Annotated in this window: 19 protein-coding genes, 1 pseudogene and 1 CRISPR repeat array; of the genes and pseudogenes, 13 read left to right on the forward strand and 7 right to left on the reverse strand. The window is 43.0% G+C overall.

Features of this window, described 5'->3' with window-relative positions:
- The first annotated feature begins 3 nt into the window (after nt 1-3).
- Nucleotides 4-345 (forward strand): cupin domain-containing protein, encoded by a 342-nt coding sequence (locus V7L01_RS09310; RefSeq protein ID WP_335033972.1) that lies wholly within the window; start codon nt 4-6, stop codon nt 343-345.
- 342 nt (nt 346-687) lie between these two features.
- Here V7L01_RS09310 and V7L01_RS09315 read toward each other — a convergent pair whose 3' ends face one another.
- Both V7L01_RS09315 and V7L01_RS09320 read right to left on the reverse strand, forming a co-directional pair.
- The gene (locus V7L01_RS09315) at nt 688-1053 is read right to left on the reverse strand and encodes a hypothetical protein (protein WP_335033974.1); all 366 of its coding nucleotides are present in this window, start codon (nt 1051-1053) and stop codon (nt 688-690) included.
- 38 nt (nt 1054-1091) lie between these two features.
- On the reverse strand, nt 1092-2333 hold the full coding sequence (locus tag V7L01_RS09320) for a methionine gamma-lyase family protein (protein WP_335033976.1): 1242 nt from the start codon (nt 2331-2333) through the stop codon (nt 1092-1094).
- 91 nt (nt 2334-2424) lie between these two features.
- Here V7L01_RS09320 and V7L01_RS09325 point away from each other — a divergent pair, with 91 nt between their 5' ends.
- The 6 genes from V7L01_RS09325 to V7L01_RS09350 all read left to right on the forward strand — a co-directional run bounded on the left by V7L01_RS09325 (nt 2425) and on the right by V7L01_RS09350 (nt 9192).
- A complete protein-coding gene (locus tag V7L01_RS09325) occupies nt 2425-3246 on the forward strand; it encodes an acyl-CoA desaturase (protein WP_335033978.1) in 822 nt (273 codons plus the stop codon).
- A gap of 367 nt (nt 3247-3613) precedes the next feature.
- Nucleotides 3614-4666: a fatty acid desaturase gene (locus tag V7L01_RS09330; protein ID WP_335033980.1), complete on the forward strand. Its 1053-nt coding sequence runs from the start codon at nt 3614-3616 to the stop codon at nt 4664-4666.
- A gap of 217 nt (nt 4667-4883) precedes the next feature.
- The gene (locus tag V7L01_RS09335; RefSeq protein WP_335033982.1) at nt 4884-5963 is read left to right on the forward strand and encodes a fatty acid desaturase; all 1080 of its coding nucleotides are present in this window, start codon (nt 4884-4886) and stop codon (nt 5961-5963) included.
- Nucleotides 5964-6551: 588 nt separating this feature from the next.
- Nucleotides 6552-7250: a LabA-like NYN domain-containing protein gene (locus V7L01_RS09340; RefSeq protein ID WP_335033984.1), complete on the forward strand. Its 699-nt coding sequence runs from the start codon at nt 6552-6554 to the stop codon at nt 7248-7250.
- 137 nt (nt 7251-7387) lie between these two features.
- The gene (locus V7L01_RS09345; RefSeq protein WP_335033986.1) at nt 7388-8098 is read left to right on the forward strand and encodes a response regulator transcription factor; all 711 of its coding nucleotides are present in this window, start codon (nt 7388-7390) and stop codon (nt 8096-8098) included.
- A 5-nt stretch (nt 8099-8103) separates the two neighbouring features.
- Nucleotides 8104-9192 carry a sensor histidine kinase gene (locus V7L01_RS09350; RefSeq protein ID WP_335033988.1) on the forward strand — a complete coding sequence of 363 codons (1089 nt, stop codon included), beginning with the start codon at nt 8104-8106 and terminating at the stop codon, nt 9190-9192.
- Nucleotides 9193-9498: 306 nt separating this feature from the next.
- Here the strand turns inward: V7L01_RS09350 and V7L01_RS09355 are convergent, their stop codons facing one another.
- The 4 genes from V7L01_RS09355 to V7L01_RS09370 all read right to left on the reverse strand — a co-directional run bounded on the left by V7L01_RS09355 (nt 9499) and on the right by V7L01_RS09370 (nt 14698).
- Entirely contained in the window at nt 9499-10170 is a 672-nt protein-coding gene (locus V7L01_RS09355; RefSeq protein WP_335033990.1) for an O-methyltransferase, read from the reverse strand.
- Nucleotides 10171-10312: 142 nt separating this feature from the next.
- Complete coding sequence (locus V7L01_RS09360) at nt 10313-11200, reverse strand: NAD(P)-dependent oxidoreductase (RefSeq protein WP_335033992.1); 888 nt, start codon at nt 11198-11200, stop codon at nt 10313-10315.
- Between the two features lie 209 nt (nt 11201-11409).
- Nucleotides 11410-12622: a CRISPR direct-repeat array (repeat unit 37 nt; unit sequence GTTTCAATCCCTAATAGGGATTTTGATGAATTGCAAT).
- Between the two features lie 310 nt (nt 12623-12932).
- Nucleotides 12933-13112 carry a hypothetical protein gene (locus V7L01_RS09365; RefSeq protein WP_335033993.1) on the reverse strand — a complete coding sequence of 60 codons (180 nt, stop codon included), beginning with the start codon at nt 13110-13112 and terminating at the stop codon, nt 12933-12935.
- A gap of 74 nt (nt 13113-13186) precedes the next feature.
- Nucleotides 13187-14698 carry a BamA/TamA family outer membrane protein gene (locus V7L01_RS09370; protein ID WP_335033995.1) on the reverse strand — a complete coding sequence of 504 codons (1512 nt, stop codon included), beginning with the start codon at nt 14696-14698 and terminating at the stop codon, nt 13187-13189.
- 510 nt (nt 14699-15208) lie between these two features.
- Here V7L01_RS09370 and V7L01_RS09375 point away from each other — a divergent pair.
- The 5 genes and pseudogenes from V7L01_RS09375 (at nt 15209) to V7L01_RS09395 (ending at nt 17986) form a co-directional block, all read left to right on the forward strand.
- Complete coding sequence (locus V7L01_RS09375) at nt 15209-15352, forward strand: hypothetical protein (RefSeq protein WP_335034189.1); 144 nt, start codon at nt 15209-15211, stop codon at nt 15350-15352.
- A gap of 73 nt (nt 15353-15425) precedes the next feature.
- Nucleotides 15426-15893, forward strand: a complete 468-nt coding sequence (locus V7L01_RS09380) for a DUF4870 domain-containing protein (RefSeq protein ID WP_335033996.1) — start codon at nt 15426-15428, stop codon at nt 15891-15893.
- Between the two features lie 460 nt (nt 15894-16353).
- Nucleotides 16354-17451, forward strand: coding sequence for a Gfo/Idh/MocA family protein (locus V7L01_RS09385; RefSeq protein ID WP_335034184.1), 1098 nt, complete (start codon nt 16354-16356; stop codon nt 17449-17451).
- Between the two features lie 7 nt (nt 17452-17458).
- A pseudogene (locus tag V7L01_RS09390) lies at nt 17459-17705 on the forward strand (HNH endonuclease).
- Between the two features lie 35 nt (nt 17706-17740).
- On the forward strand, nt 17741-17986 hold the full coding sequence (locus tag V7L01_RS09395) for a hypothetical protein (RefSeq protein ID WP_335033998.1): 246 nt from the start codon (nt 17741-17743) through the stop codon (nt 17984-17986).
- Between the two features lie 261 nt (nt 17987-18247).
- On the opposite strand, the gene V7L01_RS09400 is transcribed toward V7L01_RS09395, so the two are convergent.
- Nucleotides 18248-20965 carry a DUF3536 domain-containing protein gene (locus V7L01_RS09400; RefSeq protein WP_335034000.1) on the reverse strand — a complete coding sequence of 906 codons (2718 nt, stop codon included), beginning with the start codon at nt 20963-20965 and terminating at the stop codon, nt 18248-18250.
- 531 nt (nt 20966-21496) lie between these two features.
- Here V7L01_RS09400 and cax point away from each other — a divergent pair.
- Entirely contained in the window at nt 21497-22588 is a 1092-nt protein-coding gene (gene cax, locus V7L01_RS09405; protein ID WP_335034003.1) for a calcium/proton exchanger, read from the forward strand.
- The last annotated feature ends 92 nt before the right edge of the window (nt 22589-22680 follow it).

Genomic DNA, 22680 nt, shown 5'->3' on the forward strand with positions numbered 1-22680 from the left:
AATATGTCTGATACAACCGTTATCAAAGTAGACTCTAGCAATTCCCCTAAAGGTGAACTTGGTCAGAAATATCTTGCATCTGGCAAAACCATTTCCATGCGCCTATGGGAGAATGAGGAACCAAACGAACCTAAAGAGCCAACAGCGCGAGAATATGAAACTGTTGGTTATGTAATCACTGGTCGTGCAGAATTGCATATTGAAGGGCAAACGGTTTTACTAGAGCCTGGGAGTTCTTGGGTAGTACCAAAAGGAGCTAGCCACACCTATAAAATTTTAGAAGCATTTACTGCTGTTGAAGCAACCAGTCCACCCGCTCAAGTTCACGGGCGAGACGAAAACTGATTTGCAGTTATCTGAGTTTTGCGTTAGCGAAGCTCACCGAAGGTATCGCTAAAAACTTTTAGCCGCTTTCAATGGCATGTAGTATGGAGGGTTTGTAGGGGAACAAGAGTGTTGTTCCCCTTTTTACTTTGACTAGTTATCTAGCCTAGTAAAGCTATACAGTAAACTACTGCCTTTTGACTATATCTTTCTCAAAAGAAGCCAAGGCTTTCTGAAATCCATTTCTAGACAGAACTATAAAGAAAAAAGCCCTAGTCGGAATACTTATTTAAAAGCATTTTTTTTATCTGACTAGAGGCTGATGAAGATAAAGCATTTGATTAGTTTCCTAGTAATAAGAGGCTACACAAAACCAGAGCGTTCGCCGAAATAACAAATGCGATCGCCGAAATAGCAAATGCGTTCGCCGAAATAACAAATGCGATCGCTGAAATAGCAAATGCGTTCGCCGAAATAACAAATGCGTTCGCCGAAATAGCAAATGCGTTCGCCGAAATAGCAAATGCGTTCGCCGAAATAGCAAATGCGTTCGCCGAAATAGCAAATGCGTTCGCTGAAATAACAAATGCGTTCGCCGAAATAGCAAATGCGTTCGCTGAAATAACAAATGCGTTCGCCGAAATAGCAAATGCGTTCGCCAAAATAGCAAATGCGTTCGCCAAAATAGCAAATGCGTAGGCGTAGCCAGCCGTAGGCATCGCACTTCACTAATTTCTCAAGAAACCTGATGCGCTGCGGAATATGTGCTAGAATTTGATATCAGCACTTCCAATTACATCGATCGCAGCCTCCAAGGCGATCGCTACATGAGTCCAATGAGTGCCCCCCTGGCAATAAACCACATACGGCTCACGCAAAGGCCCATCTGCTGATAATTCCAAAGTACTCCCTTCAATAAATGTCCCGCCAGCCATGACTACCTGGCTCTCATACCCCGGCATTTCATCTGGAATAGGGTCTAAGTAGGAACCAATGGGAGAATGCTGTTGTATGGCTTTACAGAAAGCAATTAGCTTTTCGGCAGAACCGAGTTTGATTGCCTGAATTACATCACCACGGCGAGCAAGGGGAGCAGGATTCACTGGATAACCTAATTTGTCAAATACATAACCAGTAAGATAAGTCCCTTTCATCGCCTCTCCTACCATCTGCGGCGCTAGAAATAAACCTTGAAACAGCAAGCGATTTTGGTCAAAAGTAGCACCGCCATAACTACCGATACCAGGAGCAGTGAGGCGACAGGCGGATGCTTCCACTAAGTCGGCGCGACCAGCAACATAACCGCCAGCGCTGACAATTGTACCACCAGGATTTTTAATCAATGACCCTGCCATTAAGTCAGCACCTACGGCTGTAGGTTCCCTAGTTTCAATAAATTCACCGTAGCAGTTATCCACAAAGCAAACGGTGTTTGGGTTTTGCTGTTTGACTAAGTGAACGATTTTTTCAATATCGGCAATTGATAAACTAGGACGCCAAGAATAGCCACAAGAACGCTGAATTAACACTAAACGAGTGTTTTCAGCCACATTAGTGCTTAAAGCTTGCCAATCTATAGTTCCTTCTGGGGTTAGCTCCAATTGGCGGTAATTTATGCCAAAATCGATAAGGGAGCCTTGACCTTTACCTCGTAAACCAATGACTTCTTCAAGCGTATCGTAAGGAGAACCGACCACTGCTAACATTTCATCTCCAGGACGGAGAACACCAAACAAAGCACAGGCGATCGCATGAGTTCCTGAAACGAACTGCACCCGCACGGCCGCTGCTTCAGCACCCATAACTTCGGCAAAAACTTTATCTAAAGTTTCTCGTCCTAAATCATCGTGACCATAGCCACTCACACCAGCAAAGTGGTGTGCGCCTACACGGTGATTACGAAAAGCATCCAGCACTCGTTTTAGATTATGCTTGACCTGAGTGTCAATTCCAGAAAAAATTTCTAATAGTGCCTGTTCTGCTTGCCGCAGCTGTTCTAAGCTGTTCATTCAGTTCCTCGTTCAAAAAAAATTAAATTATAGATATGCGGATTTTTAGATCGCGCAGACAAGGCTGGAAAATTCAAATTCAGGTTACTGCATGACAATTGCTACCTCAACAAAACCTCAAATTAACTGGGTTAACACCCTGTTTTTCATTGGACTGCACATCGGCGCTTTATTTGCCTTTGTTCCTGGTAACTTTAGCTGGACAGCAGTTGGTGTGGGTTTCTTGCTGTACTGGGTAACTGGTGGTTTAGGCGTTACTCTGGGATTTCATCGCCTTGTCACCCACCGCAGTTTTCAAACTCCCAAGTGGCTAGAGTATCTCCTGGTTTTCTTCGGGACACTCTCCTGTCAAGGAGGCCCAATTGAGTGGATAGGGACACATCGTATCCATCATTTACACTCGGATACTGACGCCGATCCCCATGATTCTAATAAAGGCTTCTGGTGGAGCCACATGGATTGGCTGATTCACTATTGTCCCGCTCACGCTGATGTTCCTCGTTTCACCAAAGACATTGCCGAAGACCCAGTTTATCAGTTTTTAGAAAAATATTTCATTTTAATCCAGGTTGCTCTGGGTGTATTGCTTTTGCTTCTGGGTGGCTGGCCCTTTGTTATCTGGGGAATTTTTGTTCGCATTGTCTGGGTTTACCACTGCACTTGGTTGGTGAACAGCGCTACTCATAAATTTGGCTATCGGAGCTATGATTCTGGCGATCGCTCGACTAATTGCTGGTGGGTAGCCGTACTAGTTTTCGGTGAAGGCTGGCATAATAACCATCATGCTTTTCAATACTCAGCTCGTCATGGGCTGGAATGGTGGGAAATCGATTTAACTTGGATGACTGTTCAATTGCTACAAGCACTTGGTCTGGCTACTAATGTAAAGTTGGCCCCAACAAAAGCTAGTTAGAGGTAGAGACGCGACGCCAGTCGCTACAACGGGGAGCCACTGCGGTCTTGGGGTTTCCCCAAGTGGAGCAAGTGGCGTGGGAACCCCCCTTCGGGTTCGGGGGTTCGCAATCGACGGGAACCGCCAAGACTGCGACCCCCTCACCGCAACGCGCTGGCTCATTAATCGCGTCTCTACAGGAATTAGGATGTGTAACGTTTTTAACTCATAACTCATCACTTCTAACTCCTAACTTTTCAAAAAGCTATTTACTGGTGCGCTTGTGTCGGTTAGATTGCTATAATCCGAAGCGCTAATATTAAGAAGTTTTGCGGCAAGCCACTTTTTTAGTGACTTGGTGGAGGAGTCTGTTGTTTTTTAGGTGTCCATGACTACATCAATAATTAATAGCCAGAAATTAAGTGACGAGCCTGCTAATTCCGACTTCCGGCTCAAAGATATTGTCAAAACCCTGCCACGGGAATGTTTTCAACAGAACCGTCGCAAAGCTTGGACACAAGTACTGCTTAGTGTCTTGGCGGTTGCCTTGGGCTATTACAGCCTGATCGTTACTCCTTGGTTTCTTTTGCCCCTAGCTTGGATTTTTACGGGCACTGCTTTAACAGGTTTTTTTGTAATTGGCCATGATTGTGGACACAGGTCTTTTGCCAAACGTCGTTGGGTAAATGATTTGGTGGGGCACTTCTTCATGATGCCGTTAATTTACCCGTTTCACAGTTGGCGGATTAAGCATAATTATCACCATACTCATACCAACAAACTGGATGAGGACAATGCTTGGCATCCAATCAGACCAGAAGTGTTTGAAGATTGGGATAAAACCCGGCAGTCTGCTTTTGAACTGTTCATGCGTAAACGCCTCTGGTGGGTAGGTTCCATTGGACATTGGGCTGTGGTGCATTTTGATTGGCGGAACTTCAAAACTAAAGACCAATCGAGTATTAAGCTTTCTGTGGCTGTAGTAGTTGTGTTTGCGGCGATCGCTTTTCCACTTCTCATCGCCACAACTGGCATCTGGGGATTTGTCAAATTTTGGCTAGTGCCCTGGATGATTTACCATTTTTGGATGAGTACTTTTACTATTGTTCACCATACTGCCGCAGATGTTCCTTTTGCGACAGCGAACAAGTGGAACGAAGCTCTAGCACAGCTAGCTGGCACTATTCATTGCGATTATCCGCGTTGGGTAGAAACCCTGTGCCACGATATCAATGTTCATGTCCCTCATCATATTTCCACTGCGATTCCCTCTTATAATTTGCGGCTAGCTTACAGCAGCATCAAAGAAAATTGGGAGCCTTATTTGCATGATGAGTGTCAGTTTTCTTGGTCTTTAATGAAGCAGATTACAGACCAGTGTCAACTATACACAACTGATGTAGGCTATAAGACTTTCAACGAACATTACGCAGAAGAATAAATAGCACTGCGATCGCACTCACGCTCTTGAACCAACGAGAGCGTTTATCATGCTGTGTTTAAATAGAATCTGGCAATTGTTTACTGATTAAAATTTTAGATAAATTGCCAGAAATTATCTTCTTATGTGTTAGCGATCGCTAGGATCGTGGGCATCCTAGAAAGGAGATAATTTTATCTCAAATAAAGTTCCGATTTATATCCAACAAAAGAATCCAGTGCAATCAAATATCATCAGTTTCAACAATCCTCTTAGCAGTGAAACCTCTGAGGATACGACTAAATTACCTTTCACACTTGGGGATTTAAAAGCTGCAATTCCTGCTGAATGTTTTCAGCCCAATGTGACAAAATCACTTTTTTACTTCTTTCGTGACATCCTGATTATCGGTCTGCTTTATGCAGTAGCTAATTACCTGGATTCTTGGCTTTTCTTTCCGATTTTCTGGCTAATGCAAGGAACGATGTTTTGGGCTTTGTTTGTAGTCGGACATGACTGCGGACACCAATCTTTTTCTAAGCAAAAATGGCTCAATGATTTGATTGGACATCTTTCTCACACACCAATACTTGTTCCTTATCATGGTTGGCGGATCAGCCATAGAACCCATCACAAAAATACTGGCAATATCGATAACGATGAAAGCTGGTATCCTGTGACAGAATCACAATACAAGGAGATGCCTTTAGCCCAAAAGATAGGCAGATATTATGTTTTTCTCTTGGCTTATCCTGTGTATTTGTTTAAGCGTTCTCCTAATAAAGAAGGCTCCCATTTTTTGCCCGGCAGTTCGCTTTTCAAAGCATCGGAAAAATGGGATGTTATCACTAGCACTGTGCTTTTGATTGGCATGGTAGGTTTGCTAGGTTTCCTCACCTACCAATGGGGTTGGATGTGGTTGCTGAAATATTACGCTGTGCCCTACCTTGTGTTCATAGTTTGGCTAGATTTGGTGACATTTCTGCACCACACTGAGCCAGAACTTCCCTGGTATCGTGGAGAAGATTGGACTTTCTTGAAAGGCGCAATTTCTAGCATCGATCGTAATTATGGTTTGATCAATCATATCCATCATGATATCGGTACTCACGTTGCTCACCATATATTCCTTAATATCCCTCACTACAATTTGCTGAAGGCAACTGAGGCAATCAAACCAGTGATGGGTGAGTATTTCCACAAATCGGAAGAACCGATTTGGAAGTCAGTATGGAATTCATGTATCAACTGCCATTTTGTCCCTGATACTGGTAGTAAGGTTTACTACACATCCAACACTAACTTAGCTAAAGACTAAGACTTAGATTCCCGACTTTTTTAATTTAAAAAAGTCGGGAATCTTGTATTTTCGTCAATGCTTTCTGACTATTCTCCGTTTAGCACTCCCTGATTTAGATAAACTTTTAGAAAAGTTGTATTAAAGATTACCTAATTGTTTTACAAAAACTTGCCTTTTGAGGAGCTATTGCATACTAGATTATTAATGCTTCTAACTCTGTTAGGATTTTAGCGTCCTTAGCCTGTGGTAAATCTCAACTTTCTGACTGTAAAGTTATAAAAATACAGAGGTAAAATAAAATATAGATAGATGACGTTCGCGGATTCTTGCCCCTACCCTTACAGAAAGATTTATTTTCTCCAAACTCTTGCTGTCTCGGTGGGTAAAGATTAACATATCTGTGGGCAGTGGTAACATCTCGTCAAACCAACCCTGACAACAGTGAAAAACTCTTCGGCTGTCTACTTTGAATCCTCTTGAACACTAGTTAAGTTTATCTGTATGTAGTGACTCAAGACCATTACCTGCTAGGGTTATAAATCAGCACAGACTATAGTATACAGAATTTACCCAAAACTCTTTACAGCTTTAAAATCAGAGGTATCAATGATTATAACTAATTTTAGCAAACAAAGAAATGAATTTAAAGAACCTAAAGTACTCAAAGCTAAACCACAATGGCAAGGGCAAAATTTGAGCGATACTGCTGTCAAAGGTAAAGATACTAAGAAGATGCAAGATACTGCACCTGATAGTTCGAGTTTGAATAACTTCAATCGTGGTCGAGTTGCTATTTTTATTGATGGCTTAAGCCTATTTCATACAGCTTTACAACTCGGCATAGAAATTGACTACGTTAAATTGCTTTGTCGTTTAACTAACGGTTCAAGGCTTTTGCGTGCTTTCTTCTATACTGGGGTTGATATCAGCAATGAAAAGCAACAGGGCTTTTTATTGTGGATGCGTCGTAATGGCTATCGAGTAGTAGCAAAAGAGCTTGTTCTGGCAGCAGAGAATTTCAAAAAATCAAATTTGAACGTAGAAATTGCTGTAGACATGATAACTTTAGCTCCTTATTATGATACTGCGGTTTTAGTCAGTGGGGATGGGGATCTAGCTTATGCTGTGAATGCTGTCAGCAGAATGGGGGTTCGGGTGGAAGTGGTGAGTTTGCAAACCAGCACTAGTGAAAGCTTGATTGATGTTGCTGATTGCTTCATTGACCTCGATAGTATTAAAGCACACATTCAAAAAGATTCTCATCTTGGCTATAGTTATCGCACGCCGTCAAATTCAAACCTGTAAAACCCTATTTCAAATCTATCGAAATCTATACTGAGCTATTGCAAGCCTGTAGAAGGTTTATCAGGTTGGGTGGGGTTTGAATCCCCATCCATACTCGTCCCCAATCCCATCTGCGTATTTTGCTCGGTCTTAATTGAATGGATATTTTAATAGTTGAAGATGAACCAGAAATTGCTCATTTAATCGAACTATCTTTAGAAAAAGAAGGATTTTTTTGTCGCACTAGCCGCGATGGCATGAATGCTTTGCGGATGTTTCAGGAGCAACCACCCGATTTAATCATTCTAGATTTAATGATTCCTGGTTTGGATGGGCTAGAAGTTTGTGCCAGAATTCGCCAGAAACCAGGTGTAAAAGATCCTTACATTTTAATGCTCACGGCTAAGGGTGAGGAAATCGATCGCGTCATTGGTTTGTCTACTGGCGCTGATGATTACATGGTTAAACCATTTAGCCCTAGAGAGTTGGTAGCTAGGGTGCGGGCGCTATTGCGGCGTAGCCTCCGCCAAGGAGGACAACACCAAGTCAATCGTACCCAACACTTTATCGTCGATGTAGACCAGCGCACCGCCAGTCGTCAGATGGATTCCAAAGAAGTTGAAATTTTGGACTTAACTACCCTAGAATTCAACTTGCTAACTACCTTTGTCAGCAATCCTGGTCGAGTTTGGAACCGCACTCAACTAATTGATAAACTTTGGGGAGATAACTTTTTTGGCGACGAACGAGTGGTAGATACTCATGTAGCTCGGTTGCGAAAAAAGATTGAGCCTGATTCGGCAAATCCTACTTTTATTAAAACTGTTGTTGGGGTTGGCTATAAATTTGAAGATCCTCTGGTAGCGTAAATCTTATGAAGATGGGGCTGAGAACACGCCTATTTTTCTCCCACTTAGTAGTAATGATCGTGGGGGTAGCTAGCTTGGTGAGCATCAGCAAAATCTCTTCCCCGCGCTTGTTTGTCTTGCATCTGGAGCGGTTAGAAAATCAGGGGTTCGACTTAATCGATGTCCGAACTGAATTGGTTACAGGATTTGAACTTGCTTGGCAGCGAAGCACTATTTGGTCAGTTTTAGTTGGTACCACCGCAGCCGGAGGATTAAGTTACTGGGTGTCCAGACGGATTATGCAGCGGTTGACCGAGATGGAACAAATCACCCAAAAATTTGCTGCTGGTCAGATGGATGCGCGACTACCTGTGTCTGACATTCCAGAACTTAATGGACTGGGTGCTAGTTTCAACCGGATGGCAGCCAGTTTGGAAGGAGTAGAAGCGCGGCGGCGAGAAGTGATTGGAGATATGACCCATGAACTACGAACACCGTTAACAGTGGTGCGCGGTTACTTAGAAGAACTGGCTGATGGGGAAATTGAAGCGTCTCCTGAGATTTATCGTCGGTTAGCTAGAGAAACTAGGCGCTTAGAGCGGTTGGTGAACGATTTACAAGAACTGTCTAAGGCAGAAGCTGGTTATCTACCAATTAATATCCAACGGGTAAATCTGCGTCCGTTGTTAGAGTCATTAGTGGAGAAATTCACCGACCAATTGTTGGAAGATGGGCCAGTTTTGCTCTTGCAATGTCCATCTGTGCTACCTCTTGTATTGGCAGATATTGACCGCACGGAACAGGTGTTGGTTAATCTGCTAGGTAATGCAGTGCGTTACACTAACGAAGGTTCAATTACTATTGCTGTTGGGACTGAAGCTTCTCTTCTCTGGATTGAGGTTATGGATACAGGTATTGGTATCGCTCCAGAAAATCTGCCCCATGTGTTTGAGCGCTTCTGGCGAGCCGACCAATCGCGCGATCGCCATTCGGGAGGCACTGGTATTGGCTTAACTATTTCCCATCGTTTGATTGAACTACAAGGCGGTAAGATTCAGGTAGAAAGCGAATTGGGAGTTGGCAGTACGTTTCGGTTTTTTCTGCCTTTGGCTTGAGATAAGGAATTGACACAAGGTAGTCACGGCTGTGTCATACCCAATTGCTAATTTGAAAGTATCCAAAGTCTTTGTTTTTCGATGGATGCCAAGATTTTGGAATTGCATAGAGTATAACATTATGTCTACTTTTGTTCTAGCTGCTTTTTTGGTTAGTTTAGTCAGTATTTCGGGTTATGCTGCGATCGCTTACCTGTTCCCTCAAAATCGTTCCCAAGACTGACCAAATAACAATCTCTTGCTATTTTGGGTTAAAGAGCGATCGCAAAAATTCAGCAATAAATTCATGCTTCTTGGCTCAATGCCTTATTGGTCAGCGGTGACGATCGCGATCGCAAAACCGTCGTACCCTTTGCTGCCCACTGTCTGGATTGCCGTGGCGCTAACGCGCGGCTCAGAGGCAAGTAATTGGTTGAAGCGGCGCACCCCCTGAACGCTAGGATCGCTGCTGCTGGGATCAATCACCGCTCCGTTACGCACGACATTATCGGCGACGATCGTACTGCCGCGACGGGAAAGCTTGAGCGCCCACGCGAAGTAATCTGGATTGTTTGGCTTGTCGGCGTCAATGAAGATTAGGTCAAATATATGACCCTCGGCGGCAATCTGTGGCAGCGTAGTGAGTGCCTGTCCGAGGCGCAGGTCAACAATGTCGGAAAGACCAGCGTGGGCAATGTTAGCGCGGGCGACTTCGGCGTGCTTTGGGTCAGCCTCCAGCGTAATCAGACGGCCGTCGCTGGGTAGCGCTCGCGCCAACCAGATAGTACTGTAGCCGCCCAGCGTGCCAATCTCCAGGATGCTTCGCGCCCTTTGGATTTGCGCCAATAGCAGCAGCAGTTTTCCCTGGTTTGGCGAAACGTTGTGCGGTGGCAGTCCGGCTGCGGCGCTGCTCTGGAGTGCCGCATCCAGCGCGGGGTCGGTCGGCACAAGTAGATCGGTAAAGTAACGATCGACCGCAGTCCATTGCTCTTGAGTCATAAATTCTTGCTTTTTACCCTATCTATCAGGACTTACGCACAGGTAACGGAAAATGGAACCGCAGAGGACGCAGAGGGCACGGAGAAATAAGAGTTTCAAAGAGTTCTTGCGTAAGTCCTATCTATAAAAGAATTACTCAAGATTAGGTGCCAGATATTGCTTCATTGGAGAGGATTGTAATGATTTCATCTAAAGAGCGATCGCGATCGCGTTCTTCTGGTGTTTCCTTACCCAAGGAGGTTTCTTTCACCAAGCGGTAAACGTCGGCTGCGCCGTAAAAAATGCGCTCAGTCAGACCTAACTCTTTAAAGGTTTCAGCAATCTCTTCCATTTCTCCTATCCAACGATGCGCTTTCGGTGTCATCGATGGAATTGAACGGGTTAATATGCTAGCAAGTTCCTCTTGGCTATTAGAAACTTCATCCCATAATTGCTTATCCAAGCCTAAACGATGGGCTGCTATTAATAGTTCTGTGCCGATTGCTGTAAGCCCTTTTGTTAGGGCTGCATAGGTCATTTTCAAACCGGAAGCCTGACCAATTTCATCACCAATCACCCGCACATCCAAGCCACGATCTCGCAGTTGTTGGAGTTGACTGGCCTGTTTTCCGGAAGTATAAATGCGGGTGCGATTGGGAACTCGCGGTGGTGGGCCAATAATTGATGCATCTACGAATGTTCCCCCAACTGATTCTATAATTTGAGCGATATTTATGACTTTTTGAGGTGCGATCGCATTGCAGTCAACGTAGAGAATGGGTTTACCAACATTGCCGATGGCCTCAGCTACAAGATTCGCTGCTTCGGTGGCGGCTGCGGGGACTAGAACTGATAAGATTACATCAGATTCAATAACTAGTTGTGTGAGGGAACCCACATCTTGGATGTTGGCTGCGGCTGCTAATTGCCGAGTTCGCTCGCTGCGATCGTCTAGAGCAGCAATAGTTTTCAATCCATTTTGATTGAGAACAGCTGCGATCGCCTGTCCCATATCACCTGGACTTAGAATACCAATAGTTTGAATAGGCATGGAAAGTTTTATATTTACTTTGTGGTTGACAAGTTCATTCAGGTAATTGATTTATCAGCAAACTACGACAAGTCGATATAGATAACGTATTTAAATCAAACCACGGATAAGCTTAACAAGCAAGCTATCTGCTGGTATAGTAATCCTATTTGATTTGTAAAAATGCGCGGTGTCCAGATCCCCGGCTTCTTTGAGAAGTCTGGGAGTATGTTTCAATGCCTAATAGGGATTTTGATCAATTGCAATGGTCTTTCTCGCCTTCTGTATAATCTGCCACCAGAAGTTTCAATCCCTAATAGGGATTTTGATGAATTGCAATGTGCCCTTGATTAACCCTAATTTGTCATCTACAAACCAATTAGTTTCAATCCCTAATAGGGATTTTGATGAATTGCAATTCAAATGAGCCGATTAGAGCAACGCTGCTTTGAGCTTCCGTTTCAATTCCTAATAGGGATTTTGATGAATTGCAATCCTGGCCCCCCCGGCGAACCCGGCCCCAAAGGTGGTTTCAATCCCTAATAGGGATTTTGATGAATTGCAATTTCACGACTAACTACCTACAACAAAAATCTCCCGTTTCAATCCCTAATAGGGATTTTGATGAATTGCAATACGGGAAGCATATCAGCAATGCGTTGGGCATTTTTCCAGTTTCAATCCCTAATAGGGATTTTGATGAATTGCAATGCCGGGTCTGAAGCGATCGCTCAAGATGTCATGGGGGTTTCAATCCCTAATAGGGATTTTGATGAATTGCAATGTGTATAAATCACAGTATGATTAATATTTTTATGTTTCAATCCCTAATAGGGATTTTGATGAATTGCAATCAAAAAATTGGCATTGGCAGAGCTTTGATTTTGGCGTTTCAATCCCTAATAGGGATTTTGATGAATTGCAATCTGCTAATCTTTTAACTTCAATACTTCCTCAGACTCCTGTTTCAATCCCTAATAGGGATTTTGATGAATTGCAATTCACCTTATAATGCTTTTTGATTTACTTACTGATGTTTCAATCCCTAATAGGGATTTTGATGAATTGCAATTTCAGTTATTGCATTGGTACTTGGCGCAATTCTTGTTTCAATCCCTAATAGGGATTTTGATGAATTGCAATCAGTACGAGCTATTACCACAATGAACGCTACACACTGTCCAGTTTCAATCCCTAATAGGGATTTTGATGAATTGCAATTTGTATTTACAGGAGAGAGCAACACATAAACGCCATGTTTCAATCCCTAATAGGGATTTTGATGAATTGCAATTTTGTAGAATTCTGCTTACAGGTAATGGGTCACTAAGTTTCAATCCCTAATAGGGATTTTGATGAATTGCAATTCCAAGATTTGTGCGCTAGCTACGAACCGTACTCCATCAGTTTCAATCCCTAATAGGGATTTTGATGAATTGCAATAGCGGGAGCCGCAAACCCAAGCTGTATTTAGTTTTCAAGGTGCGGTTGCGCGATTCAAGAGCAATCATAGCATTAGAGAATTTGTTTGGGAAGAGTGTCGGGAAAGTTTAAAAGCTGAAAGGCAATTTTTGTAAGCGTTTCAGAGATTGCGCGGATGACAATTGGGCGAGTAGTGGCGTCAAATGCTTGCTGGAATTGGGATAGAAGCACTTTTTTTCCGTTGGGGAAATTGTACACCTACCCTTTCGCGCATTTGACATCCAGGAACCTAACCAGAAAGAGACTGATAAAAAAGAAATGGCTTGAAACCCTATAATACCAATCGCTGCAATTCTGGAAAAACCTTAGACACCTTACTCAACACATAATCACCGTATGTTCCGCGAAAATCATGAACGTTAGCTTTATCCCAGCGATCGCCTATATTATCATTCGCTACTATAATCGGGACGTGTGAAAACCCTTTTTCTACAAGTTGCAAGTTTTTCATGTTCAGAAGGGATTGGGAAGAGAAGATTTAAACGCAGAGGAACGCGAAGTAAGAACTAATTATCAATTTTGGGATTAAAATCGTTGACCTGTAGTAACTTCAAATCTAACTTCTCCTTGGTCGCTAATTCCTAAGTCGCCTCGAATTAGCCCAAAGGGTGACTTGACTCGCAATCCTAAGCCATAACCAAAACCACTTCCAGGTTTGTCCCGCAGCACTCCAGGTTCTCCTAGAACGGTTCCGCTAGACCCGAAATCTGAGCCGAAGTCAGTAAAGAGAACTCCTCCGATTGACTGGAAAAGTGGGAAACGATATTCTATGGAAGCTAAACCATAACTCCGAGCACTGGCAACTTTTCCATAACCGTAACCTCTGACAGAATCTTGCCCGCCAATATTAAAGGCATCAGCTGGTGGAAAGTCTCCTATAGTTGTGCCAATTTGTAAATTAATCGCCAACATTTCTGGGTTGTCAGTTAGTCTACCATTACCTATCCAACTAACTGGTAAATACTGAATATAGTCTCCCTGTAAACGGTTGCTGGAAATATTGCCCAGTCCAATGGGAATCGCTTGTTCTGTGCTGAGGGTGAGGATCGATCCTCGAGTCGGATTGTCTCTGCGATCGCGTTGATCTCTGGATATGGCAAATGATACTGTAAATAGGTCATCAATGCCAGTACCGCTGACAGATAAAGGACTCCCTAATCTATCGACCTGTACAACGTTATATTCTCGATCGCGCAGGCTAATCCTGGTATAGTTGAGGGCTACTGATGTATCCCAGTCATGAAAAACTCCTAAAACTCCCACAGAACCGCCAAACCTTCCCTCTCGCACTTTGTCGCCGTTAGACAATCTGATATCATCGTTGAAGGTTCCCGATGTATTTCGACTACGAAAAGCTCTAATGCTATAGCCTAAGCGGTTTGGTTCTGCTGGCCGATAACGACTAATGAATTGACCATTAAACTGGACATCTTTACCGCTTATTTGTACAGTTGTATTTAATTTATCGTTAAGACCGCTGACATTTTCATCTTTATAACCTACTCGACCATATAGCCCAACATCATCGTTATTACCGCCTCCTAAGATTAGAGAAGGGAAGGCACGCTCTTTGATTTCATAAATGATATTAACGCTAGAAACATCTTCTTCACGGTAAACATTGACTTGATTAAATGACTCTAATCTCCTCAATCGTTGCAAGTCTGTTTCAAGTAAATCTTCACGAAATATCTGACCAGGTTTGAGTTTCAGCAGACCAATGATAAAATTTTTCTGAGTACGCCCTTTAATCGGCTGACCTTTGTCATCGAGGTACTTACCTTTTGCATTAATAAAACGAATCTGGATATCTTTGACAACTTTCTGAGAAGATTCCATCGTCTGGGTATCGACTGAAGTGGCTCCGATATAATCACCATATTTGGCATACCCTCCCTCTATCTGAATCGTAGCTTCCGGTGTCACAATACCACCAGATATATCCTGAGTAGAAGATTGCAAGTCTGCAAGGGCCTGCCGATTTTCCGTACCCACTAATATTATTGCGATCGCAAGTACGGTTATTTGAACTAGCATATTGAAAATCCGTTGTTATTAAGCTTACAAGATAGAATGGACGGGAGGTTGCGCGAGCTAACTGACAGCATAACCCCTTTATTTTGAATTTTCCAATTTTTTATACCACCTCGACAAAGCATCATTGAAATCTTTTCAATTTTTGGGCAATTTGCTGGCGAACCCTTCAGTCGTTGAGCCACAAAATCAAATTTGCACCGCAGCATCTAAAGTTGTCTAAACCACACGCCACAAGAAACTTCTAAATATTTTTGGGCACTTTATAGTATTTCCTAATCACATGAGGTACATCATAACCCCCTCCTCGTTTGCTCTTAGCAGAGTAGTTTCATCCGAAAAAAGAAAAATACATAAATCTTGATTTATCGTTTTGTGGCATGGCTTTTTACCCCGCTTCCATTCCTCTCCCCAAAGCGGAGAGAGGCTTTGAAACCTAGTTTTAGTTTTTCTCTGCTTGTATAAAATCACCATACCCTCCTTGCTTGCTCTTAGGGGGGTGGGGTGGGGTTCTTGTACCTCACAAGGGCCGATAACCGCTATATAACTGCTGTAGAACAACTTTACGTAGAAGTTGCGCTGCTGCCAAAAGAAGGCATAATCTGGGAAATAGAACCTCTTCCCGAAAATTATGACCGAGAATTACTCAAATTTTAAGCTCTTGTTTGGCTTTTTTATAGATAATTACAGTGGGGAATTATTTCTTAAATCCACTTACACATAAAAAGCCATGAGAGAAAAACCTAAACAACAAATGCGTATATGGGCGATGTTGTGTCATATCTCGGCTTTATTAGGGTGGATATTATTGTTTTTATTGGTATTTATTGGCATACCTTTATATTTACCCCTAAATCTTTTGGTTCCACTCATGATTTGGCGATTTAAAAAAGCACAATATCCCTGGATTGATTTCCAAGGAAAAGAATCACTAAATTTTCAAATTACTTGGACATTATATACCTTGGTTGTTATGGCCATTTCATTGCTTTTGGTATTAACTAGTTTTAGCTTGGCACTGGCTACTAATAGTTCGTTCAATGAAGTGAAAATTACTCTAGATAGTTTGCTCGTTGTATTAATGACATTAATTTTGCTAATTCTAATAGTACAATCATTTGTAGTGTCTTTTGCTGCTATCAAAGCTTACAATGGCGAACATTACCGTTACCCTTGGACAATTAGAGTTCTCCGATAAATTCTTAGGACTCTATTGTTTAACACTGACAATTTTCAGTAAATACTAAAATTTTCCACGTTCATCGTTACTTTTGGGAGATCCGATCGTGGTAAAATCTTGAAGGTTGCATTTTTATCTGAAAAATTTTTCAGGCTTTCATTTTTGCGTAATGAAGCTTAACTTAAATGCTATAGGATAAGAAGGATGAAATCACAAATGCCTATAGCAATTCCATCTGATTTGTGAAAAAGGATTTTTTCTAACTAACCGCAGAGGCGCAAAGAACGCAGAGAGAAGAAAGATGGATTTTTACAAATGATTTAGAATTGCTATATTCAGCCAATAATTTTAGAGAAAAAGGATTTTGAAAAGATAAGGCAATCAGAAAAATTATTCGCTATAAAGACTCGGATATATTAGATAAAATGGTATTTTTAAGTAAATAGTAACTTGTATAAGTATGGGAGGAAATGATGATATGATTGGGATTGCGATCGCAGGCACCGGATTTGGTCAAAAAGTTCACATTCCTGGATTCCAAGCACATCCTCAAACTGAGGTAGTTGCTGTTTATCACCGAGATATAAATAAAGCCAAAGCTATAGCAGAATCCCATAATATTCCCCACGCCTCCGACTCGCTTGCAGATATTGTGGCATTACCAGAAGTGCAGGCAGTCAGCATCTCGACACCGCCATTTTTGCACTATGAAATGGCAAAAACTGTACTGCAAGCTGGAAAACATTTATTATTAGAAAAGCCGACAAGCTTAAATGCATCTGAAGCTAAAGAACTTTATCAGTTAGCTAAAGCAAAAGGTGTTATTGCAACTGTAGACTTTGAATTTCGCTTTGTCCCAGCATGGCAGTTGTTTGCTGAATTATTGTCAGAAAACTATGTGGGTGAGTTGCGCCTAATTAAAATAGATTGGTTAGGTTCTTCTCGTGCTGATACTTCACGCCCTTGGAATTGGTATTCCGATCAGAAAAAAGGAGGCGGTGCGTTAGGATCTTTAGGTTCCCACGCCTTCGATTACATTCACTGGTTATTCGGGCCAGTGCGGAGATTAAACGCCCATTTAACTACTGCTATTCCTACACGAGTTGACCCTATTAGTGGAGAATCTAAGCCAGTAGATACAGATGACAACTGTTTATTAACACTGGAATTAGCAGATGGTACACCTTGCCAACTTTCTATCAGTGCGGTGGTTCATGCATCAAGAACTCATTGGATAGAAGTATATGGCGATCGCGGTACATTAATTGTGGGTAGTGAAAATCAAAAAGATTATATACATGGTTTTCGCGTTTGGGGTTCCCAGCCAGGTAAACCTCTAACAGAAATAGAAATACCAAATCGGTTAATTTTTCCGAAAAATTATGCTGATGGGCGGATTTCTGCATTTATCCGCGTAGTAGACCAATGGGTACAAGGAATTGAACGCAATCAGGAAATTACACCATCGTTGCGAGAAGGAATTTATTCTCAGTTGTTGATGGATTTATCCCATGAATCTCATCAAAAAGCAAGTTGGGTAGATGTACCAAGCTTAGGAGAATTTCTTAGCAACTAGAAAGAAAATGAGCAAAACTCCCCGTATTCGTATCCCGCCGCCAGTCGAGAAACATGTTTTTTAAGGTGACAAATATCAATGTGAAAGCTGCGGTAAAACTACTACAGAAACTCACTTCAGAATTGACCATATCATTCTCTTTGCCGGTGGCGGTCAACATGATATTAGCAATTTACAAACCCTCTGTCTTGCCTATAATCAGCAGAAAACAGACAATTATCGATCCCCGCTTCCGGCGGTATTTTTACCTTTAGGCTAGAATGGTGTGGGCTATTCGTTTCTAATTTCTATGCCTCAAAATCACAATAGCAATTCCCGAAGATTCCCCAATATTAAAACTACAATTCTTTACCTCTTCACCTTCATGACTGTTTTAGTAATAGCCTTTCCCTGGCTATATGAGGTTAAAACTAAAGCTGGGATCGATATATCACGTAGCCGCCACGCAGGAACCTTTTTTGAAAAACATACCCACGGACTCTTCAGGTGTGAGTGGCTTTATCCCTACCATTGCGATCGCTCTCACGTTAAGTAATATCATTTCTTGTTAAACACAAATCAATTGCGAGCGAAACGTTCGCGGGGCGTCTCGTAGAAAAGCAATCCCAAGGTTGAATGACATATCAAAATTTACCGGACATGGATGATATAGTATCCCGTCCGGTAAATCAAGCTGAATAAAAAACGTTCGTTCGTAGTAAGGACTTTAGTCCTAGCTTTGGGGACTGAAGTCCCCACTACAAACTGTTTATTATGGCTGAAGTTGACACCAATACACGGCTGTCCGCCTCTACATCTATCCCAACTGATTGGAGATCGCACTGACATCAACGGCTAACTTTTTGCCCAACTTGAGCAACTGAAGACACTGATTATCTCCTTCATTTCCAACGCTAGTAATACACACCGGCGCTATCTGACTGTGCAGACAACTAAAGTATAGTTCCTGCGATCGCTGTAGGGAAACATTAATATTTAGTTGATCCCCGACATCAATCAATCGTTCCAATAGCTTGATATCTGCATTAAAACTACCATTGGCATCGTGCAATAATTGCCAGAGCGATCGCGCAATTAACTGTTCTAACATTTGCTTCCCGTCGGGAATATTCAGCCGACAACGCAGATGTTTTGCTTCAGTAGCGATCGCCTCCAATTCTAAGATGTGGTTCCAACTCTTTTGGGGATCGGCAATCTCTTGCTCAAGCGATCGTAATGTCATCAGACAACGATGCCCTAAAGCAATATCTGCTGCAACCTGCAATTCTTGCGGTACTGCTATTTCATCTCGATGAAACGCCATCAGCACACCATAATTATCACGGTAGGCTTGGGTATACAGCTGTCCCAAACGTGTCAGTGTTTCCTGACTCAGCAGCCCCATAATCCGATGACGTTCTTCAGCAAATAGATTCTGTAAGTTGAAAGCTTCTTCTCCAAATAGCTGTGTCATCGCCAAGATAGTATGAGCCGCACTAGCTTGTTTTAGCGCCCCAAACAGCTTTTCTTTTAATTGGCTGTAGTTACGCCGTCCAGTAAATTGCTGAATGCAGCAGTGGAAATCCCAGCCTCCCAAATGCAGAACCGCAAATACCAAATGCTCGCTTTCCCAAGTAATCTCTGATACTAGCTTTAAATTTCCCACAGCCAGACTTAGCGATCCCATCCGTTGCAGTTGGTAATCTAGCTCATTGGCTGCGTAGCAATAAACCTTTTTGTGGTAACGCTGAGACTGTTTGTCAGCAGCATCTTTTCTCGGTAGGGAATTGTGCGCCTCAGCTGGTTTCTGGCTGGTAAATAGGGAAGTAATGGCGTAATGGGCTGCTACTTGCTTAAAGCCAAGTTGGGCAGTTAACACGAGTTGCCGATAAATTTCCGCACCGTGTTTGAACTGATCCACATTACTGGGGGCTAAACCAAGACGTTTGACGAAGCCTTTTTCCAACTGCACGCCAGCCACATCCCCTGCCAATTCCAAAGCACGGGCGGCGTAGCGCAGAATTTGCGTTCCCTCTGGACGGGAAATTTCTTCAAAAAACCAACCGCAACTAGTGAACATCAACAAAGCGTGACGCTGCATTTCTAACAAGCGCAAAGCGTCTACTTGTTCGGCTGCGGTTAGTTTGTGGGTTTGATGACGGGCGAGGAAGCGGTTGACATTGGTAGCAGAGCGATCGCGCATTACTTGGATATATTCATCTCGCGCTAGCCAGGGATCGCGAAATAACTGTCTACCATGTTCTGCATACACCTCAGTTAGCTGATCCCGCAGCCAATTGAGGGCATCCCGCAAGGGACGACGCCATTTTTGATGCCAAACACCACCTTCCCCACCGCAACCACAGTCATCCTCCCATCTGCCGACACCGTGGGCGCAACTCCAGGCTGTGACTGACTTTAATTCCACTTCCCAACTGGGAGAATTTAAGCTGAGGTAGTGAGCAAAGTTTGTTACCGTCCAACCCTGTTGAGGAAACTCTTTGGTAAAGGCATAGGCTAAAGTTTTCTCAGTTCCCTTTTTGTGGTGTCCGAAGGTTTCCCCATCCGTCGCCACCGAGATTAACTGTGCTGGACGATGATCCCCACGCACCGCCGAACCAATACGTCCGGCAAAGTGACTGGAATTATAAACGACATCACTAAAACCCATATCCCGCGATATCGGGCCATCGTAAAAGAAGATATCGATGTAGGGTAATTCTTCTTTACTACCATCGTTGGGACTAGTAGCGATCGCACTCAGAGGTGAAGATGAAGTATCTAGTGTGGGCTTCAAATAACAACGATAAGGACGGGTGGAATCAATCTGACTACCACCGACTTCGATCCATTCAGGATCGGAACGATCTGGAGTAGGGAGGGGACGGCAACGCAGTGCTTGAGACGGTGCCAGGACAATGAAGCGAATACCCTCAGCAACAAGAGCTTCTAGGGTGGCGTAGTCTACAGCCGTTTCTGCTAACCACATGCCTTCGGGATCGCGGCCAAAGCGAGAGCGGAAGTCTTCTTTACCCCAGCGAATTTGGGTATATTTGTCGCGTTCATTCGCCAGAGGCATGATGATGTGATTGTATACTTGCGCGATCGCATTGCCGTGACCGTGCAAGCGTTGGCTACTCTTGGCATCCGCCTCTAAAATGCGCTGATAAACCTCCACATCGTAGCGTTCTAGCCACGACATCAGCGTTGGCCCGATATTAAAACTGAAATACTCATAATTATTGACGATCCCCACCACTTCGCCTTGGTCATTTAAGACTCTGGCAAAGGCATTTGGCCGATAGCATTCCCAATGAATCCGCTCATTCCAGTCATGGAAAGGTGCAGCACTCGGTTGGCGTTCAATTGCGTCCAGATAAGGGTTTTCCCTCGGCGGTTGGTAAAAATGACCATGCACCGTCACATAAACACCATTAGCCTTTCTCAGGGGATCGGTTTCGTGAGCGTTTTTGGGATCTGAATGTAATGTTAACGTTGAGCCAGAGCTAGCTGGCATTTCAGCAGCAGAAGTCATGTATATTTAATCCAAAACAAAAAACTTGCAGTTGCACCGATAATGTTGTGCGTAAACCTTTCTCCAATGGTTCTCACACGAAATCCGGTATAAACAACAACTATGGAATCCAACTAAATTTTGACAAAGCTGTTTTATTGTAGTGGGAAATCTGCGTTATCGCACAGCCCTTTCCCTGAAGGCTTAAAGTAATTAGCCATTGAACAAAGCCTTAGTTAGGGGTTTTCTCTTCTTAAGCGCCAATCAAAAATTTAATTGTCTTTTAATACATTAAACCCCATTTCTGATGTAATATTTTGGCTCAAATTCATACTTTTGCAACAAAAGATTACAAGAACTCATTATATCGCAATTTTGCTTTACACAATATCCGCAGCGTTGAACGTAAAACAGTACAATTTCTGAATTGGTCTACAGGCGGTTGAGAGTATCCTATGGGAGTGCTGAATGAAAGTGATTATTAATTCAACACTCCAAATTTAAAACTTAGGATTGCTCGCTGTGAATGATACCCTCAACTTAAGACAACAAATGTCAACCAAAAACATTATTCTTTTCGCTTTACTACTGTTTATCCCGGTTTCTCTAGCAGCCCACTTTCTGGAGTGGGGAGAATTGACAGTTTTCATTACAGCTGGATTAGCAATTCTGCCCCTAGCAGCTTGGATGGGTACAGCCACAGAAGAAATTGCTGTTGTAGTTGGGCCATCACTGGGGGGCTTGTTAAATGCCACCTTTGGTAATGCTACAGAACTAATCATCGCCCTAGTGGCGCTTAACGCTGGGTTAATAGATGTAGTCAAAGCCAGTATCACGGGATCGATTATTAGCAACTTACTACTGGTGATGGGTTTTTCCATGCTTTTGGGAGGACTGCGCTACAAAGAACAGACATTTCAGCCAATTGTGGCGCGGGTGAATGCTGCTTCGATGAATTTGGCGGTGATTGCCATTTTGATGCCAACGGCGATGAATTATACCTCTCAAGGAATTAACGAAGAAACACTGCAAAATCTTTCTATTGCTGTTGCCGTCGTATTAATCCTGGTTTATGCCCTAACGCTGCTATTTTCAATGAAAACCCACTCCTATCTTTATGATGTGGGTGTAGCAGAGACAGAAGAAGAGGAAGCCCCTCACGCAAAACCAAATATGATGTTGTGGGTTATCGTACTGTTAGTATGTACCTTGCTAGTGGCAATTGAGTCAGAAATGTTGGTCGATTCTCTGGAAGTGGCCACATCTCAACTAGGTTTGACAGCGCTGTTTACAGGGGTGATATTGGTTCCCATCGTCGGTAATGCGGCTGAACACGCCACAGCAGTAACCGTGGCAATGAAAAATAAGATGGATCTTTCCCTTTCGGTAGCTGTGGGATCGAGTATGCAGATAGCCTTATTTGTCGCGCCTGTGTTGGTAATAGCAGGGCGGGTATTAGGTAAACCAATGGATTTGGATTTCAAACCCTTTGAATTAGTCGCTGTGGTTGTGTCAGTTTTGATTGCAAACAGTATTAGTTCTGATGGCAAGTCCAATTGGCTGGAAGGCACTTTATTATTAGCTGCTTATACAGTATTGGGGTTTGCCTTCTTCTTCCATCCAGTTATGGAAGGTATGGGGTAGTTAGCTAGCAGTACCGCAGCTACGCCCGTCGTAGACATCGCTCATAGTTTAGCTCAATGCGATGTCTACGACGGACTGCGCCTACGCTCTTG

Source organism: Nostoc sp., from assembly GCF_036917095.1.
In the GTDB taxonomy this organism is placed as follows: Bacteria; Cyanobacteriota; Cyanobacteriia; order Cyanobacteriales; family Nostocaceae; genus Nostoc.

Excerpts from the sequence above, each read along its gene's own strand:
- V7L01_RS09340 (WP_335033984.1), top strand. The coding sequence starts at position 6,552 with ATGATTATAACTAATTTTAGCAAACAAAGAAATGAATTTAAAGAACCT.
- V7L01_RS09330 (WP_335033980.1), top strand. The coding sequence starts at position 3,614 with ATGACTACATCAATAATTAATAGCCAGAAATTAAGTGACGAGCCTGCT.
- V7L01_RS09360 (WP_335033992.1), bottom strand. The coding sequence starts at position 11,200 with ATGCCTATTCAAACTATTGGTATTCTAAGTCCAGGTGATATGGGACAG.
- V7L01_RS09400 (WP_335034000.1), bottom strand. The coding sequence starts at position 20,965 with ATGACTTCTGCTGCTGAAATGCCAGCTAGCTCTGGCTCAACGTTAACA.
- V7L01_RS09310 (WP_335033972.1), top strand. The coding sequence starts at position 4 with ATGTCTGATACAACCGTTATCAAAGTAGACTCTAGCAATTCCCCTAAA.
- V7L01_RS09355 (WP_335033990.1), bottom strand. The coding sequence starts at position 10,170 with ATGACTCAAGAGCAATGGACTGCGGTCGATCGTTACTTTACCGATCTA.
- V7L01_RS09325 (WP_335033978.1), top strand. The coding sequence starts at position 2,425 with ATGACAATTGCTACCTCAACAAAACCTCAAATTAACTGGGTTAACACC.
- V7L01_RS09345 (WP_335033986.1), top strand. The coding sequence starts at position 7,388 with ATGGATATTTTAATAGTTGAAGATGAACCAGAAATTGCTCATTTAATC.
- V7L01_RS09365 (WP_335033993.1), bottom strand. The coding sequence starts at position 13,112 with ATGAAAAACTTGCAACTTGTAGAAAAAGGGTTTTCACACGTCCCGATT.
- V7L01_RS09385 (WP_335034184.1), top strand. The coding sequence starts at position 16,354 with ATGATTGGGATTGCGATCGCAGGCACCGGATTTGGTCAAAAAGTTCAC.
- V7L01_RS09320 (WP_335033976.1), bottom strand. The coding sequence starts at position 2,333 with ATGAACAGCTTAGAACAGCTGCGGCAAGCAGAACAGGCACTATTAGAA.
- V7L01_RS09350 (WP_335033988.1), top strand. The coding sequence starts at position 8,104 with ATGAAGATGGGGCTGAGAACACGCCTATTTTTCTCCCACTTAGTAGTA.
- V7L01_RS09370 (WP_335033995.1), bottom strand. The coding sequence starts at position 14,698 with ATGCTAGTTCAAATAACCGTACTTGCGATCGCAATAATATTAGTGGGT.
- V7L01_RS09395 (WP_335033998.1), top strand. The coding sequence starts at position 17,741 with ATGCCTCAAAATCACAATAGCAATTCCCGAAGATTCCCCAATATTAAA.
- V7L01_RS09380 (WP_335033996.1), top strand. The coding sequence starts at position 15,426 with ATGAGAGAAAAACCTAAACAACAAATGCGTATATGGGCGATGTTGTGT.
- cax (WP_335034003.1), top strand. The coding sequence starts at position 21,497 with ATGTCAACCAAAAACATTATTCTTTTCGCTTTACTACTGTTTATCCCG.